This is a genomic window from Streptomyces sp. NPDC059851, from assembly GCF_042732005.1.
Taxonomy (GTDB): Bacteria; Actinomycetota; Actinomycetes; order Streptomycetales; family Streptomycetaceae; genus Streptomyces.
This window is the reverse complement of the sequence record NZ_JBHWJJ010000064.1, coordinates 13,688-28,743: the sequence shown is the minus strand read 5'-3', so window position 1 is coordinate 28,743 and position 15,056 is coordinate 13,688. Positions and strand designations below refer to the sequence as shown.

14 protein-coding genes and 1 pseudogene are annotated in these 15,056 nt (G+C 73.0%); 11 read left to right on the top strand and 4 right to left on the bottom strand.

What is annotated here, in order from left to right; translation table 11 throughout:
- Positions 1-161: 161 nt before the first annotated feature.
- The 5 genes and pseudogenes from ACFV7Q_RS21835 to ACFV7Q_RS21815 all read left to right on the top strand — a co-directional run.
- Positions 162-1,208: a LacI family DNA-binding transcriptional regulator gene (locus ACFV7Q_RS21835; protein ID WP_385430708.1), complete on the top strand. Its 1,047-nt coding sequence runs from the start codon at positions 162-164 to the stop codon at positions 1,206-1,208.
- A 302-nt stretch (positions 1,209-1,510) separates the two neighbouring features.
- On the top strand, positions 1,511-3,217 hold the full coding sequence (araB, locus tag ACFV7Q_RS21830) for a ribulokinase (RefSeq protein WP_385430707.1): 1,707 nt from the start codon (positions 1,511-1,513) through the stop codon (positions 3,215-3,217).
- Between the two features lie 73 nt (positions 3,218-3,290).
- Entirely contained in the window at positions 3,291-4,799 is a 1,509-nt protein-coding gene (gene araA / locus ACFV7Q_RS21825) for an L-arabinose isomerase (RefSeq protein WP_385430705.1), read from the top strand.
- Positions 4,800-4,876: 77 nt separating this feature from the next.
- Positions 4,877-5,590, top strand: coding sequence for an L-ribulose-5-phosphate 4-epimerase AraD (gene araD / locus ACFV7Q_RS21820; RefSeq protein WP_385430703.1), 714 nt, complete (start codon positions 4,877-4,879; stop codon positions 5,588-5,590).
- Positions 5,591-5,674: 84 nt separating this feature from the next.
- A pseudogene (locus ACFV7Q_RS21815) lies at positions 5,675-5,836 on the top strand (alpha-L-arabinofuranosidase); the annotation flags it as partial.
- A 99-nt stretch (positions 5,837-5,935) separates the two neighbouring features.
- Here ACFV7Q_RS21815 and ACFV7Q_RS21810 read toward each other — a convergent pair.
- Positions 5,936-6,901, bottom strand: coding sequence for a pirin family protein (locus ACFV7Q_RS21810; RefSeq protein ID WP_385430702.1), 966 nt, complete (start codon positions 6,899-6,901; stop codon positions 5,936-5,938).
- A 106-nt stretch (positions 6,902-7,007) separates the two neighbouring features.
- Here ACFV7Q_RS21810 and ACFV7Q_RS21805 point away from each other — a divergent pair, with 106 nt between their 5' ends.
- The 6 genes from ACFV7Q_RS21805 (at position 7,008) to ACFV7Q_RS21780 (ending at position 11,424) form a co-directional block, all read left to right on the top strand.
- The gene (locus ACFV7Q_RS21805; protein ID WP_385430701.1) at positions 7,008-7,358 is read left to right on the top strand and encodes a tetratricopeptide repeat protein; all 351 of its coding nucleotides are present in this window, start codon (positions 7,008-7,010) and stop codon (positions 7,356-7,358) included.
- A 115-nt stretch (positions 7,359-7,473) separates the two neighbouring features.
- Positions 7,474-8,697 (top strand): methyltransferase, encoded by a 1,224-nt coding sequence (locus ACFV7Q_RS21800; protein WP_385430717.1) that lies wholly within the window; start codon positions 7,474-7,476, stop codon positions 8,695-8,697.
- Positions 8,698-8,725: 28 nt separating this feature from the next.
- Entirely contained in the window at positions 8,726-9,502 is a 777-nt protein-coding gene (locus tag ACFV7Q_RS21795) for a MerR family transcriptional regulator (protein WP_385430700.1), read from the top strand.
- Between the two features lie 130 nt (positions 9,503-9,632).
- The gene (locus tag ACFV7Q_RS21790; protein ID WP_385430698.1) at positions 9,633-10,295 is read left to right on the top strand and encodes a DUF6230 family protein; all 663 of its coding nucleotides are present in this window, start codon (positions 9,633-9,635) and stop codon (positions 10,293-10,295) included.
- The gene (locus tag ACFV7Q_RS21785; RefSeq protein WP_385430696.1) at positions 10,286-10,777 is read left to right on the top strand and encodes a DUF6114 domain-containing protein; all 492 of its coding nucleotides are present in this window, start codon (positions 10,286-10,288) and stop codon (positions 10,775-10,777) included. The genes ACFV7Q_RS21790 and ACFV7Q_RS21785 overlap by 10 nt, the downstream gene beginning before the upstream one ends.
- Positions 10,774-11,424: a hypothetical protein gene (locus tag ACFV7Q_RS21780; RefSeq protein ID WP_385430694.1), complete on the top strand. Its 651-nt coding sequence runs from the start codon at positions 10,774-10,776 to the stop codon at positions 11,422-11,424. The genes ACFV7Q_RS21785 and ACFV7Q_RS21780 overlap by 4 nt, the downstream gene beginning before the upstream one ends.
- A gap of 180 nt (positions 11,425-11,604) precedes the next feature.
- Here the strand turns inward: ACFV7Q_RS21780 and ACFV7Q_RS21775 are convergent, their stop codons facing one another.
- The 3 genes from ACFV7Q_RS21775 to ACFV7Q_RS21765 form a co-directional block, all read right to left on the bottom strand.
- Complete coding sequence (locus ACFV7Q_RS21775; protein WP_385430692.1) at positions 11,605-13,059, bottom strand: dihydrolipoyl dehydrogenase family protein; 1,455 nt, start codon at positions 13,057-13,059, stop codon at positions 11,605-11,607.
- 56 nt (positions 13,060-13,115) lie between these two features.
- Positions 13,116-13,487 carry a thioredoxin family protein gene (locus ACFV7Q_RS21770; protein ID WP_385430691.1) on the bottom strand — a complete coding sequence of 124 codons (372 nt, stop codon included), beginning with the start codon at positions 13,485-13,487 and terminating at the stop codon, positions 13,116-13,118.
- A gap of 127 nt (positions 13,488-13,614) precedes the next feature.
- Complete coding sequence (locus ACFV7Q_RS21765) at positions 13,615-15,054, bottom strand: benzaldehyde dehydrogenase (protein ID WP_385430689.1); 1,440 nt, start codon at positions 15,052-15,054, stop codon at positions 13,615-13,617.
- Positions 15,055-15,056 lie beyond the last annotated feature (2 nt).

Sequence of the window (15,056 nt, the reverse complement as noted above, 5' to 3'; positions counted from 1 at the left end):
GAGTCCTCGCCCCATCGGGTCAGCACTGTTCCGGCGGGGTGGCCAGGGCGTCGACGCCCTGGCCGAGCTGGATTGTTAGCGTTCACAATGGCGTGATGCGAAAGGCGCTAAGGTTCTCTCGCATCGATGTACAGCCGTGAGCAGGGAGAAGGGAGGCGAACGTGGCGCATCCCGCGGAAGACGTCCGCCCGCCGACGATGGCCGACGTCGCGCGCGAGGCGGGGGTCTCCCACCAGACCGTCTCCCGGGTGCTGAGCGGCCACCCCAACGTACGCGCGGCCACCCGGGAACAGGTCACCCGGGCCATCGAGCGGCTGGGATACCGCCGCAACTCCGCCGCACGCGCCCTGGTGACGCGCAGGACGAGGACGCTGGGCGTCATCGCCGTCAACACCGCCCTGTACGGACCCGCAAGCACCCTGACCGGCCTGCAGGAGGCGGCCCGGGAGCAGGGCTACCTGGTTTCCACCGTCAGCCTGCGCACCGGCGAGGGGCAGGGCCTCAAGGGCGCCATCGACCACCTCGCGTCCTGGGGCGTGGAGGGTGTGGTCGCCATCACCCCGCAGCGCTCGCACGTCCAGGCGCTCGCCGAACTGGACGCGCCCTTCCCCGTGGTCACCGTGGAGGGCGGTCATCAGCTCGACCTGCCCGGCGTCTCCCTCGACCAGGAGCTCGGGGCCCGCATGGTCACGGAGCACCTGCTCGCCGCCGGGCACAGCACCGTCTGGCACGTGGCGGGTCCCGACGACTGGTTGGAGAGCGAGGCCCGCACCGCCGGATGGCGCGCGGTCCTGCAGGAGAGCGGCATCAGACCTCCGCGCGTACTGACGGGGGACTGGAGCCCGCTGTCCGGATACCGGGCGGGACAGGAACTCGCCGGGCTCGCCCTGGCCCGTCGGGGAGCGACACCGGTCACCGCCGTCTTCGTCGCCAACGACCAGATGGCCCTCGGCGTCCTGCGGGCGCTACGCGAGGCGGGGATCCGCACTCCCGGACAGGTGGCCGTCGCCGGCTTCGACGACATCCCCGAAGCCGAGTACTTCCCTCCGCCCCTGACCACGGTCCGCCAGGACTTCGCGGCCATCGGGCGCCGGAGCATCGGACTCCTCGTCGACCACATCGAGGGGCGCGCCCGGAAGGCCGAGCACCTCCTCGTGGAACCGCAGCTCATCATGCGCGCGAGCACGCGCCCTTCAGGCGACGACTGACGCACCGGGCGGCTCTTGCCACCGCCTTCCGACCGCCGGTGGCGGGTCTCCTGCCGGCCGTTCGGCGTCTGGCGGCGCACGGCCGCCGCTCCGCCGACGTCGGTGCCGGCGCCGACGCCGCACCGGACGCCGCGGGCTGCCGGCACACCCCTCCGGCCACGGCACCAAGTGCGCGCACACCAAGGCCCCATTCCTTGCCCGATGCTCGACTGAACTGCCCACAGCTCTTGTCCAACAGAATTGTGAGCGTTAACAATCAGAGGGCTTCTCCGACCGCTGCTCATGACGAGAGAGACCGCATCGTGACCCCACACGTGCCTTCCGTCCCCGCAACCCGTCATCATCCCGAGGCCTGCACCATCGGTGTCGACTTCGGCACCCTCTCCGGGCGCGCCGTCGTGGTCAGGGTCCGGGACGGCGCCGAACTCGGTTCGTCGGTCCACGAGTACCGTCACGCCGTCATCGAGGACCGCCTTCCCTCCACCGGCGTCCCCCTGCTCCCCGACTGGGCCCTGCAGCACCCGGAGGACTGGCGCGACGTCCTGCGTACCGCCGTTCCCGCGGCGGTCGCCGACGCCGCCATCGACCCCGACCGCGTCATCGGCATCGCCACCGACTTCACCGCCTGCACGGTCCTGCCGACCGCCCCGGACGGCACCCCGCTCGCCCTGATCCCCGAGTGGGCCGACCGCCCGCACGCCTGGCCCAAACTGTGGAAGCACCACGCCGCCCAGGGACAGGCCGACCGCATCAACGCCCTCGCCCACGCCCACGGCGAGAAGTGGATCACACGGTACGGCGGCAAGATTTCCTCCGAGTGGCAGTATGCGAAGGCCTTGCAGGTCCTGGAGGACGATCCCGCCGTCTACGCGGCCTGCGCCCGCTGGATCGAGGCGGCCGACTGGATCGTCTGGCAGCTGACCGGCACCGAGTCCCGCAACACCTGTACCGCCGGCTACAAGGGCATCCACCAGGACGGCTCCTACCCCTCGCCCGACTTCCTGGCCCGGCTGCACCCGGACTTCGCCGACTTCCCCGCCACGCGCCTGGAGCACCCACTGTCACCACTGGGCTCCCGCGTCGGCGCACTGAGCGGGCGGGCCGCGCGCTGGACCGGCCTCCCCGAGGGCATAGCCGTCGCCGCCGGCAACGTCGACGCCCACGTGGCCGCGCCCGCGGCCGGCGCCGTCGAGAACGGGCGGATGCTCGCCATCATGGGCACCTCCACCTGCCACATCCTCAACGGCGCCGTCCTCGCCGAGGTCCCCGGCATCTGCGGGGTCGTCGACGGCGGCGTCGTCGAGGGCGCCTACGGCTACGAGGCCGGCCAGAGCGCGGTCGGTGACATCTTCGCCTGGTGGCTCCGGCAGGGCGTCCCGGGCCACTACCGCGCCGAGGCGGCGGCATCCGGCGAGGACCTCCACCAGCTCCTGACCCGCAAGGCCGCGGCCGGCCCGGTCGGCGCGCACGGTCTGGTCGCCCTGGACTGGATGAACGGCAACCGCTCCCCCCTGGTCGACCACCACCTCTCCGGAGTCATCGCCGGCCTCACCCTCGACACCCGGCCCGAAGACGTCTACCGGGCCCTGCTCGAGTCCACCGCCTACGGCACCCGGATGATCGTCGAGAACTTCGAGGGCGCCGGGATCCCCGTCGAGGAGTTCATCGTCACCGGCGGCCTGAAGAAGAACGCACTGCTCATGCAGATCCACGCCGACGTGCTCCGCCGCCCCGTCTCCCTCGGCACATCCGACCAGGGGCCGGCGCTCGGCTCGGCCCTTCACGCCGCCGTCGCCGCGGGCGCCTACCCCGACGTCCGCTCCGCCGCCTCCGCCATGGGAGGCGTCCAGCGCCACGCCTACGTCCCCGACGCCGCACGGGCGGACGCCTACGACGCGCTGTACAGCGCATACCGCGCCCTGCACGACCACTTCGGCACCGGAGCGGACCTCCTCCTGCACCGCCTGCGCCGGATCCGCAACACCGCACGCCACGCCACCGCCCGCTGACCGGGGCACCACCCGCCCCCGCCTCCATCGGCCCCACCTCTCCGCCCGAGCACCTCCGAGGAGCACACCCGACATGACGCCCGCCCAGCCCGACCGCGAGATCTGGTTCCTCACCGGCAGTCAGTCCCTCTACGGCGAGGACACCCTCGCCCAGGTCGCCGACCAGTCCCGCGCCATCTGCTACGTCCTCGGCCGCCGGCCCCAGATGGCCGTCCGCCTCGTATGGAAACCCGTCCTCACCGACGCGGCCGCCATCCGCGCAGTCTGCCTGGAGGCCAACGCCGACGACCGGTGCATCGGCCTGATCGCCTGGATGCACACCTTCTCCCCTGCCAAGATGTGGATCGCCGGCCTCGACGCCCTGAGCAAGCCCCTGCTGCACCTGCACACCCAGGCCAACCGCCAACTGCCCTGGTCCACCATCGACATGGACTTCATGAACCTGAACCAGGCCGCCCACGGCGACCGCGAGTTCGGCTTCGTCCAGACCCGCCTCGGTGTACCGCGCAAGACCGTGGCCGGCCACGTCTCCGCCCCCGACGTCGTCGACCGCATCGCCGGATGGGCCCGCGCCGCCGTCGGCCGCTCCGAACTGACCACCCTCAAACTCGCCCGCTTCGGCGACAACATGCGGGACGTCGCCGTCACCGAAGGCGACAAGGTCGAGGCGCAACTGCGGTTCGGGGTCTCGGTCAACACCTACGGCGTCAACGACCTCGTCGCGGCGGTCGACGCTGCCCCCGAAGACACCATTGCCGCCCTCGTCAAGGAGTACGAGGACCTCTACGCCCTCGCACCCGAGCTGCGGCCGGGCGGCGAGCGCCACGCCTCCCTCCGCTACGCCGCCCGTATCGAAGCCGGTCTGCGCGCCTTCCTCACGGAGGGCGGGTTCCGCGCCTTCACCACCAACTTCCAGGATCTCGGCGGCCTGCGCCAGCTTCCGGGGCTCGCCGTGCAGCGCCTGATGGCCGACGGCTACGGTTTCGGCGGCGAAGGCGACTGGAAGACCGCCACCCTGCTGCGCACCCTGAAGACGATGGCCCACGGCCTGCCCGGCGGCACTTCCTTCATGGAGGACTACACCTACGACCTCACGGCCGGCCAGGAGCTCGTCCTCGGCGCCCACATGCTCGAAGTGTGCCCCTCCCTCACGACAGTAGTGCCCGCTTGCGAGATCCATCCGCTCGGTATCGGAGGACGCGAAGACCCGGTCCGTCTCGTCTTCGACGCGGATCCGGGTCCGGCCGTCGTCGTCGGTCTCGCGGACATGGGCGACAGGTTCCGCCTCGTCGCCAACCACGTCGACGTCGTCGCCCCGCCCGAGCCGCTGCCCCAGCTCCCCGTCGCACGAGCCGTCTGGCACCCCCGCCCCGACCTGCGCACTTCCACCGAAGCCTGGCTGACGGCCGGAGCACCGCACCACACCGTCCTGACCACCGCTCTCGGCGGCGAGGAGCTCGAAGACCTCGCCGAGATGCTCCGTACCGAACTCGCCGTCATCGACGAAGACACCACCATCGGGCGCTTCACGCGCGAGCTGCGCTGGAACCAGGCGTACCACCGTCTGGCCCAGAGCCTGTGAGCACCCACCCCACCGCCCCCGCCCCTGCCCTGCAGAGCGCCGTGCCCACCTCCACTCGCACCAGGACGGAGCCCACCGTGAGCACCGCCGTTTCCAGGGAACTGCGCCGAGAGGTACTGGAGGCCAACCTCCGCATCCCCCGAGCCGGCCTGGCCACCCTCACCTGGGGCAACGTGAGCGGTGTGGACCGACAGGCCGGCGTCTTCGTCATCAAGCCCTCGGGGGTGGCCTACGACGTACTGAGCGAGGAGGACCTGGTCGTCGTCTCCCTGTCCGACGGGAGCGTCGTCGAAGGCCGTTTGCGCCCGTCTACCGACACCGAGACGCACCGCAGCCTCTACCTCGCCTTCCCCTCCATCGGAGGCGTGACCCACACGCACTCCACCCACGCCGTCGCCTTCGCCCAGGCCCGGCGCCCGATACCGGTGCTCGGCACCACCCACGCGGACACCTTCAACGGTCCCGTCCCCGTCACCGCTCCCCTCACCCCGCAGCAGTGCGCCACGGACTACGAGTACAACACCGGCCAGGTCATCGTGGACCTGCTGGGCCGTGACGACACCCGGGCCGAGGAAGTCCCCGGTGCCCTCGTCGCCCACCACGGCCCCTTCACCTGGGGCACCGACGCCACCACCTCCCTGGAGCACGCCATCATCTGCGAGGCGGTGGCCGAGATGGCCCTCCACACCATCGCCCTGGGCACGGTCGAACCCCCGCAGCACGTCCTGGACCGACACTTCACCCGCAAGCACGGCCCGAACGCCTACTACGGCAACCCCCACTCCGTCTGACGAAGCCGTCCCCGCCGCGGCCGCTCCGCGCCCCCGCCCCCTCCCCGGGTCGCTTCACCCCAACCTCCCAAAGCAGGTCCTCTGATGTGGATTCGCCATCGGCCACCGGCCGGCTTGAAACGCCTGGTCGCCGCCCTGGTGCCGTTGTTGCTCGTGGCAACCCTCTTCAGTGCCCAGCCCGCCAGTGCCGCGACCGTCGACACCAACGCCTGGTACGTGCTGGTCAACCGCAACAGCGGCAAGGCTCGCATCCTGAATCCCGCACCCACACAAGCTGTCGAGACCGCCGCTTGATGGCTCGGGGCGCGAGTGCCGCACCCAGCGAATCCCTGAACAACTGGCAGTTCAGCGCACCCGACCCCGCGGCTTCAGATGCGTTGGCGGTAGCTCTGGGGCAGGAAGCGGAGCACCGTCGTAGCCCTTTACCTCACCGAAACGGGACCCGTTCATCCAGTCCTCGCGGGCCTGGGCGATCTCCTCGTGGGAGCGGCCGATCCAGTTCCAGAACATCACGATCTCCTCCTCGAACGGCTCGCCGCCCAGGAGCATCAGCCCTGCGTCCGAGGCCGCGCGCAGCGGGAGTTCGCTGCGGCCGCAGCCCAGGTAGAGCATGGAGCCCGGGAGGACCGGGACGCCGTCGACGTGGGCCTCGCCGGACATCGACAGGACCGCGTACTCGAAGTCCGGCTCCAGCGGAAGCCGGGCCTCGGCGCCCGCCGCCAGGGTGATGTCCGCGCCGACGATCGGGGTGTAGGCCGCGCCGGGCGAGGTCGCCGTGTCGAGGGTGCCCAGGATCACCGTGGCGCTCAGGCCGGGGGCGGTCACGTGCGGCAGCTCGGCGTGGTGCTGGAAGTGCGGCTCGACGTGGCGGTGGGCGTCGGGGAGGGCCACCCACAGCTGGGCGCCGTGCAGGAACCGGCCGTGCGTGCGGGGGCTCTCTTCGGAGTGGCTGATCCCCCGGCCGGAGGTCATCAGGCCCAGCTCGCGCGGCCGGATCGTCTGGAGGCTGCCCACGCTGTCGCGGTGCAGCACCTCGCCCTCGTGGAGCCAGCTCACCGTCTGGAGGCCGGTGTGGGGGTGGGGTGCAACCTGCATGCCGGGTTCGCCCGCGATGTCGTCCGGGCCGTAGTGGTCGACGAAGCACCAGGCGCCCACCATGCGACGGCCCAGGTTCGGCAGGAGTCGGCGGACCTGGCTGGATTCCCCGAGCTTGACCGTGCGGGGGCTGAGGAGCTCGCGCACGGGTTCGGCGACGACGAAGCCGCGGCCGCCACAGGCGGAGAGAGCGGGCTGGCGATCGAGATTGCTCATACGGACCAACTTAGTACCGTCGTCGTCGCCGTGTTCCGTGGAATGCCCGGCTCCCGTCACGTGTTGGAGGGGGCGGACGCAGCACCGGAGCAGCGGAAGGAACCCGATGGACGCGCCGACGACGTACTACGGGCACGGAACGGCGGACGAGCGCTGGGCGCGCGCCCGGCTCTTCTTCGACGCGAAGGAGTACGCGCCGGCCGCGCAGGTCCTGCACGCGCTGGTGGCCGAGGTCCCCGAGCAGCTGGCTCCGCGGCTGCTGCTGGCCCGTGCCTACTACCACTCCGCGCAGCTCTCGCGCGCCGAGCAGGAGCTCCGCGCGATCCTGGAACGCTGGCCGGTGGAGGACTACGCGCAGCTGATGCTCGGCCGGACGCTGGAGCGCCTGGGCCGTTCGGCCGAGGCGGCGCCGTACCTGCGGCTCGCCGCGGCCATGGCCGGCGAGTTCCCCGAGTAGTCCGGCACGCCGACACGCCCGGCCCGCCTCCCGCGCCGGTTCCCGCCCCGCGTCCCGCCGTGGGCCGTGCGGGGCGGGCGGTCGGCTCGGTTAGCCTGGGGGCACGATGAACCGTCTGACCACGCCCTTCGGCTCCTACGAGCTCACCCGCTTCCCCGCCGACCCGCGCGACCGCCTGCGGGCCTGGGACGCCGCCGACGAGTACCTGCTGCGCCACCTGGAGTCCGGTACGGGCGGACGCGGCCCGGTGGACCTGGCCGGCGCCGGGCAGATCACGGTGCTCGGGGACCGCTGGGGGGCGCTGACCACGGCGCTCGCCGCGTACCGGCCGACGCAGATCACCGACTCCGCCCTGACCCGCGCCGCCACCGAGGCCAACCTGGCGCGTGCCGGGGCCACCGAGGGCGCGGTGACGCTGCTGACCACCCAGGACGCGCCGCCGCAGAGGATCGACGTCCTGCTCGTGCGGGTGCCCAAGAGCCTGGCGCTGCTGGAGGACCAGTTGCAGCGGCTGGCCCCGCACGTCCACGCCGGCACGGTCGTGGTCGGCACGGGCATGGTCAAGGAGATCCACACCTCCACGCTGAACCTGTTCGAGCGGATCCTCGGTCCGACCAGGACCTCCCTCGCCGAGAAGAAGGCCCGGCTGATCTTCTGCACCCCGGATCCCGCGGTCATCGCGGCAGCGGCGGCGGCAGTGGCCGCGTCCGCCGGCGCGCCGGGCGGTGGCGGCTGGCCGCTGACGTACACGCTGGACCGGGACGCCGGTTCGGGGGCGGGCCTGACCGCCGTCAACCACGCGGGGATCTTCTGCGCGGACCGCCTCGACGTCGGCACCCGGTTCTTCCTGCAGAGCATCCCGACGAACACGGACGGCGCCCGCGTCGTCGACCTGGGCTGCGGCAACGGCATCGTCGGTACGGCGGTCGCGGTCGCGGACCCCGACGCGGAGCTCGTCTTCGCGGACGAGTCGTACCAGGCGGTGGCCTCCGCCCGGGCCACGTACGGGGCGAACGTCCGGCACGGCCGCCGCGACCGGGCCGAGTTCCACGTCGGCGACGGGCTGTCGATGCTCCCCGCCGGGTCGGTGGACCTCGTCCTGTGCAACCCGCCGTTCCACTCCCACCAGGCCACCACGGACGCGACGGCGCTGCGGATGTTCGCGCAGTCGCGGCGGGCGCTGCGGCCGGGCGGCGAGCTGTGGGTCGTCGCCAACCGCCACCTCGGCTACCACACGCACCTGCGCCGCCTCTTCGGCAACAGCGAAGTCGCCGCGAGCGAACCGCGGTTCGTGGTCCTGCGGGCCGTGAAGCGGGAGAAGCGTCCGCGGCCCATGTGACCAGCCAGTACGTCCTACACTCGGCCGCGTGAACAGCCTGGTGCGGGACGACGTGGACGGTGGGGACGCGGACGGCGGCGGCGCGGGGCGCTACCGCCGCGAGGAGCTGGCGCAGGCGGCCGGCGTCAAGGTGCGCAACCTGCGCTACTACCAGGAGCGCGGGCTGCTGCCGCCGCCGCGCCGGGAGGGCCGGATCGCCTGGTACTCCGAGGACCACCTGACCCGGCTGCGCCTGATCAGCGACCTGCTCGGGCGCGGCTACACCGTCAACGGCATCGGTGAACTGCTGCACGCGTGGGAGGAGGGCGGGGGCCTGTCCCAACTGCTCGGCCTGGAGCGGGCGATGACCCGGGACTGGGTGCAGGAGGAGCCGGTCACCATGACCCTGGCGGAGCTGGCCGAGCTGTTCGGGCCGGCGGCGACCGCCGAGGACACCCGGCGGGCGGCCCGGCTGGGGTACGTACGCATCGACGGGGACCTGGTCACCCACCGGAGCCGGCGGTTGCTGGAGGCGACGCTCACGCTGGTGCGGCAGGGCGTGCCGCTCACGGAGATCCTGGACGCGGGGGACCTCGTCCAGATGCAGGCGGCGGCGCTCGCGGACCGGTTCGTCGGGCTGTTCCGGCGGCACGTGATCGGACCGGACGGGCTGGAGCACCTTTCGGCCGCGCAGCTGGATCACATCAGCGAGGCGGCGTCGGCCCTGCGTCCGGTCGCCGGCGAGGTCGTGGCCGCGGAGTTCGCCCGGGCGATGGCCCGGAGGGTGGAGGCCGAGGTCGCCGAACTCCTGGGGTCGGAGCGGTAGACGGGGCAGGACCGACGAGTAGGACTCGGCCGAAACGGTACGCCCGAGCAACCTTGCCAACCCCCATTGGCACTCTTACATTCAACTCGTCGGTAACAACGGTGCACAGCCGAAAATAAGGGACGATCCCATGACCGATTCCCCGCACTTACCGGACGTGTCCGACCCGCCCGGCAGAGACGCGTCCGCCGCCGACGAGGGGGCCGGACGGGTCCGCTGGCGTCGCTTCGCCGTCCTGACCGTCCCCGCCGTCGCCGTGACCGCCGGCCTCGGCATCGCCCTCGCACAAGGCGTGCTCGCCGCGTCCTTCGCCGTCTCGGGGCAGCAGTTCAAGGTCTCTGCGTCGAGCCTGGAGGGCGAGGGCTTCGCCCAGTACGGCAGCATCGACGTCAACGCCCGTCAGGAGCTCATCCCGGTGGCGGTCACCGCCATCAAGGAAGCCCGGCTCAACAACCTGTGCCAGTCGGTGGTCACCTCGCTCCCCCTCGTCGGTGACATCTCCCTCAACCTCACCGCCGGCAAGAAGGCCCCGGTCGAGGCGAGCAACCTCTTCGTCGACGCCACCCAGCTCTCCGGCAACGCCGTCTTCACCAACATCGAGATCGGCCGCGACGCCTCCACCCTCGACAAGGGCCCGGCGGAAGCCGTGGGCATGCAGGACCTGTTCGCCCAGCAGGCGGACACCGTCAGCATCACCGACCTCCAACAAACCGCGTGGGCGACCAACGCGGGCACCTTCAAGCTCTCCGGCCTGAGCATGAACATCAGCAAGGGCAAGAAGGAATGCTTCTGAGCCGCTGGCGGCGGTGGCGGCGTACCAGGCCGTTCTGGGGCGGGCTCTTCGCCGTCCTCGCCGGGGCCGAGATATGCGTCCTGCCGCTGGCACCGCTGAAGGTCATGCTCCAGCAGGGCGTGGCGGGCCTCCCGTCGGTCCTCATGGGGCTCGTCCTGATCGTACTCGGCCTCACCGCCTGGTTCGCCCCCGCCCAGCGCGGCCTCGCCGGGGTCCTGACCACGCTCATCGCGACCGCCGCGCTGGTGCTGTCCAACCTCGGCGGCTTCCTGATCGGCACCCTGCTCGGGATCCTCGGCGGCGGCCTGATGTTCGCCTGGCAGCCGTACGCCGCCCCGCGCGCCGCCGCCACGCCCGCGGAGGGTTCCCCCACGGCCCCGCAGGCGCCCGCTCCGTCCCCTCCCGCTCGCGATCCCGCTCCCACTCGCACCCCGACCCCCACCCCCACCCCGCACCACGATCCCCAAGGAGCACAGCCATGAGCCGAAAGCGCACCGCGCTCGCCCTCGGGATGGCAGCCGCCGGAGTGCTGTCGGTGGCCTCGGCCACCGCCACCGCCGTGCCCCGGCCGGCCGCCGGCTCGACGACCGTCACCCCGGCCGGCCACTCCTTCAAGGCCACCCTCAGCGGGAAGGCCACCCTCAAGGCCGGCGCGGTCACGGTGACCTGTGCGGTCTCCGTCGCCACCGGCACCGTCCCGGCAGCCCCCGGCAACCAGAACCCGGCCGGGCCGGTCTCCTCCCCGATCACCCCGCCGACGTACAGCTCGTGCACCGCCAGCCTGCCGGGCGTGACCCCGACGGTCACGACCAGCGGTTCCTGGTCGGTGTCGATGCAGGACGGATCCCCCATCACCGCCACCATGACGGTCCCCGCCGGCGGGCTCGTCCTGCAAACGAGCGGCCTGGCCAACTGCACGGTGACCGCCGCGCCCTCCGGCCCGGCGAACGTCTCGGGGACCTGGGTCAACGGCGCCCCGCCGAGCCTGACCTTCACGGGCGCGACCGTGCCGGTGGCCGTCACGGGCGGGTTCGGCTGCCCGACGAGCGCGACCACGTCCACGTTCAACGCCGTCTACAAGGTCACCGACACCACCGACCCGGCGCAGCAGATCACCGTCGGCCCCTGAGCCCGGCCCGACCCGCGCAGCGCACGAGCAGGCCCGCCCACCCCGTGGCGTTCCGGGGCGGGCGGGCCTGCCGCGCGTACGGAGCCGGAGGCGCGGCGCGGCCGGGAGGAGCACCGGGGCGGCGGGGCTGCCGGAGCCCGGCGGGCGGGATCGGGGGCAGGGGTGGGCCGGGGCACGGGGCTATCCCCGGTAGGCCTCCAGCAGCCTCAGCCACACTTCGCTGATCGTCGGGAACGCGGGAACCGCATGCCACAGCCGGTCGACCGGGACCTCCGCGGCAACCGCGATCGTGGCCGCGTGCAGCAGCTCGGCCGCGCCCGGTCCGACGAAGGTGGCGCCCAGCAGCACCTCCCGGTCCAGGTCGACGACCATCCGGGCGCGCCCGCGGTAGCCGTCGGCGTACAGGCCGGCGCCCGACACCTTGCCGAGGTCGTGGTCCACGGCGCGGACGCGGTGACCGGCCCGTTCGGCCTCGGCCAGGGTGAGGCCCACCGCGGCCGCCTCGGGGTCGGTGAACACCGCCTGCGGAAGGGCCCGCCGGTCGGCGGTCGCCGCGTGCGCGCCCCAGGGGCCGGTTTCGGGCTCGGCGGCACCGGGGGCGGCACCGGCGGCGGTGCCGGCCGCCCGGGCGGCGATCGCTGCGCCCGCGATCCGGGCCTGGTACTTGCCCTGGTGGGTGAGGAGGGCGCGGTGGTTGACGTCGCCGACCGCGTACAGCCAGTCGTGCCCCGGCACGCGGCAGCTCTCGTCGACGTCGATCCACTCACCCGGGGCCAGCCCGACGGTGTCCAGCCCGATGTCGTCGGTCCGCGGCGCGCGGCCGGTCGCCATCAGCAGCTCGTTGCCCTCCACGATCTCGCCGCCCTCCAGCACCACCCGGACCGGGCCGGACGGCCCGTCCCGGACCACCGCCTCCGCCACGACGCCCGTACGGACCTCCGCTCCGGCTCCGCGCAGCGCTTCCGCGACCAGCTCCCCGGCGAAGGGCTCCATCCGCGGCAGCAACCGGGAGCCGCGGACGAGGACGGTGACACGGGCGCCGAGCGCCTGCCAGGCCGTCGCCATCTCGGCGGCCACCACCGAGCCGCCGACGATCACCAGCCGGCCCGGCACGTGCTGGGCGGAGGTGGCCTCGCGGCTGGTCCACGGCCGCGCCCCGGCGATCCCCGGCAGCGGCGGGATCACGGCGCGGCTGCCGGTGGCGACGACGACCGCCTGCCGGGCGGTGAGGACGCGGTGCTCGCCCTCGGCGCCCTCCACGGCGACCTTCCGGGGGCCGGCGAGCCGGCCGTGTCCCCGGTAGGTGTGGGCGCCGATCGAGTCGAGCCAGGCGACCTGGCCGCCGTCCTTCCAGTTCCCGGTCCAGTAGTCGCGGTGCGCGAAGACCGCCTGCGCGTCGAGGGCGCCCGTGACGGCGCCCGCCAGGCCGGGGACCCGGCGGGCGTCCGCCCTGGCCAGCGCGGGGCGCAGCAGCGCCTTGCTGGGGATGCAGGCCCAGTACGAGCACTCGCCGCCGATGAGTTCGGCCTCGACCAGGGCGGTGCTGAGACCGGCGGCACGGGTCCGGTCCACGACGTTCTCGCCGGCCGGTCCGCCGCCGAGGACCACGACGTCGTACTCCACCGCTTCCGACATGCGCGCCTTCCAGGGGGTGTCGGGGACGGGGTCAGCCCCCGCCGGTCCCCGTCACACTAGCCGCGGTCCTGCTGCGCGGCGGCGATCTTCGCGCGGACTTCGTCCATGTCGAGGGTGCGGGCCTGGCCGATGAGGTCCGCCAGGGCCGGCTCGGGCAGCGCGCCGGGCTGGGCGAAGACGGCCACGCGGTCCCGGACGATCATCAGGGTCGGGATGGAGGTGATCTGGAAGGCGGCGGCCAGCTCCGGCTGGGCCTCGGTGTCCACCTTGGCGAACAGGAGGTCGGGGTTGGCCTCGGAGGCCTTCTCGTACACCGGGGCGAACTGCAGGCAGGGCCGGCACCAGCCCGCCCAGAAGTCGATCAGCACGAACGGGTTCTCGCTGACCGTTCGGTCGAAGTTCTCTTTGGTGAGCTCGACGGTAGCCACGTTTCCAGACCTCCTCATTGCCTCGTACGGTCCTTGAACGAACGGCCCGCCCGGCGCGTTCCGGATCCGGGGACCGTACTTCCTGTGGCGGTCCCGTCCGTCGGTCGGGGGCCGACGGTCCGCCGGGCTAGAACGGGTGCGGGGCGGGACCGGACCGGAGCGTGGTCCAGCGCAGCTCGGTGAACGCGTCCAGGTTCGCTTCCCCGCCGAACCGGATCCCCGTGCCGGAGGCGGCCACCCCTCCGAAGGGAGCCACGGCCTCGTCGTTCACCGTCTGGTCGTTGACGTGGGCGATCCCGGTCGGGATCCGCCCGGCGAGCTCCAACCCGCGCGCCGCGTCCCGGGTGACGATGCCGAGGGACAGGCCGTACGGGCCGGCCGACGCCAGCGCCACCGCCTCGTCCTCCGTGGCGAAGGGCCGTACGGGCGCCACGGGCCCGAAGACCTCCTCCGCGTAGGCGGGCGTGTCGTCGCCGACCCCGGCCAGCACGGTCGGCCGGTAGAACGGCCCCTCGTGCGTGCCGCCGGCCACGAGCTTGGCGCCCTGCTCGGCACTGGCCTCCACCAGCGCATGGACCCGGTCGAGCTGGGTGCGGTCGATCAGCGGTCCCAGGTGCACCTGCTCGCGGTACGGGTCCCCCACCGCCAGCGACTCGGCGCGTTCGGCGAGGCGTTCGACGTACTCGTCGTACAGGGAGGCGTGGACGAGGTGGCGGCCCGTGGTCATGCAGATCTGGCCCTGGTGGAAGAACGACCCCCAGGAGGCCTGGGCGACGGCGGCCTCGACATCGGCGTCACGGAGGACGACGAGGGCGGAGTTCCCGCCCAACTCCAGGTGAAGCCTCTTGAGGTGACGGCCGCCCAGTTCGCCGACGGCCCGACCGGAGGCCGTCGACCCGGTGAACGACACCACCCTCACCAGCGGGTCGGCGACCACCGCGGCCCCGGTGTCGGCGCCGCCGGGCAGCACCTGGAGGAGCCCCGTGGGCAGACCGGCCCCGGCGAACACTGCGGCGAGCGCGAGGCCGCCGCACACGGCGGTCCGGTGGTCCGGCTTGAGCAGGACCGCGTTGCCGAGGGCGAGCGCCGGGGCGACGGAGCGGATCGACAGGATCAGCGGGGCGTTGAACGGGGCGATCACCCCGACCACCCCGGCGGGGACCCGGCGGGTGAAGGAGAGCCGGGGCGCCTCGCTCGGCAGCACCTGTCCGGCGGGCCGGGAGGCCAGGGCCGCCGCCTCGTAGCACTCCTGGGCGGCGACGTGCAGTTCGAAGTCCGCCTTGCCGGGTATGGAGCCGGACTCGCGGACCAGCCAATCGCGCAGCTCCGCGGCATGGGCGGTGAACAGGTCCCCGGCCCGGCGCAGGACGGCGGCGCGCTCGGTGTGGGGCGCCCGGGCCCAGTCCCGCTGGGCGGCTCCGGCCCGTACGGCTGCCACCGCGACGTCGGCGGGGGCGGCCAGGTCGAGGCTGGCGAGGGTACGGCCGGTGGCGGGCTCGACGACCGGCGCGGCACCGCCCGTGAGGGTCGGCCCGTCCTGCCGGAGCGTCGGTTCGAGGAGCGGCATGG

What these genes read in the sequence shown, in the direction of transcription:
- araA (WP_385430705.1), top strand. Translation starts at nt 3,291, where the DNA reads ATGACGCCCGCCCAGCCCGACCGCGAGATCTGGTTCCTCACCGGCAGT.
- ACFV7Q_RS21810 (WP_385430702.1), bottom strand. Translation starts at nt 6,901, where the DNA reads ATGAGCAATCTCGATCGCCAGCCCGCTCTCTCCGCCTGTGGCGGCCGC.
- ACFV7Q_RS21805 (WP_385430701.1), top strand. Translation starts at nt 7,008, where the DNA reads ATGGACGCGCCGACGACGTACTACGGGCACGGAACGGCGGACGAGCGC.
- ACFV7Q_RS21790 (WP_385430698.1), top strand. Translation starts at nt 9,633, where the DNA reads ATGACCGATTCCCCGCACTTACCGGACGTGTCCGACCCGCCCGGCAGA.
- ACFV7Q_RS21785 (WP_385430696.1), top strand. Translation starts at nt 10,286, where the DNA reads ATGCTTCTGAGCCGCTGGCGGCGGTGGCGGCGTACCAGGCCGTTCTGG.
- ACFV7Q_RS21780 (WP_385430694.1), top strand. Translation starts at nt 10,774, where the DNA reads ATGAGCCGAAAGCGCACCGCGCTCGCCCTCGGGATGGCAGCCGCCGGA.
- ACFV7Q_RS21775 (WP_385430692.1), bottom strand. Translation starts at nt 13,059, where the DNA reads ATGTCGGAAGCGGTGGAGTACGACGTCGTGGTCCTCGGCGGCGGACCG.
- ACFV7Q_RS21765 (WP_385430689.1), bottom strand. Translation starts at nt 15,054, where the DNA reads ATGCCGCTCCTCGAACCGACGCTCCGGCAGGACGGGCCGACCCTCACG.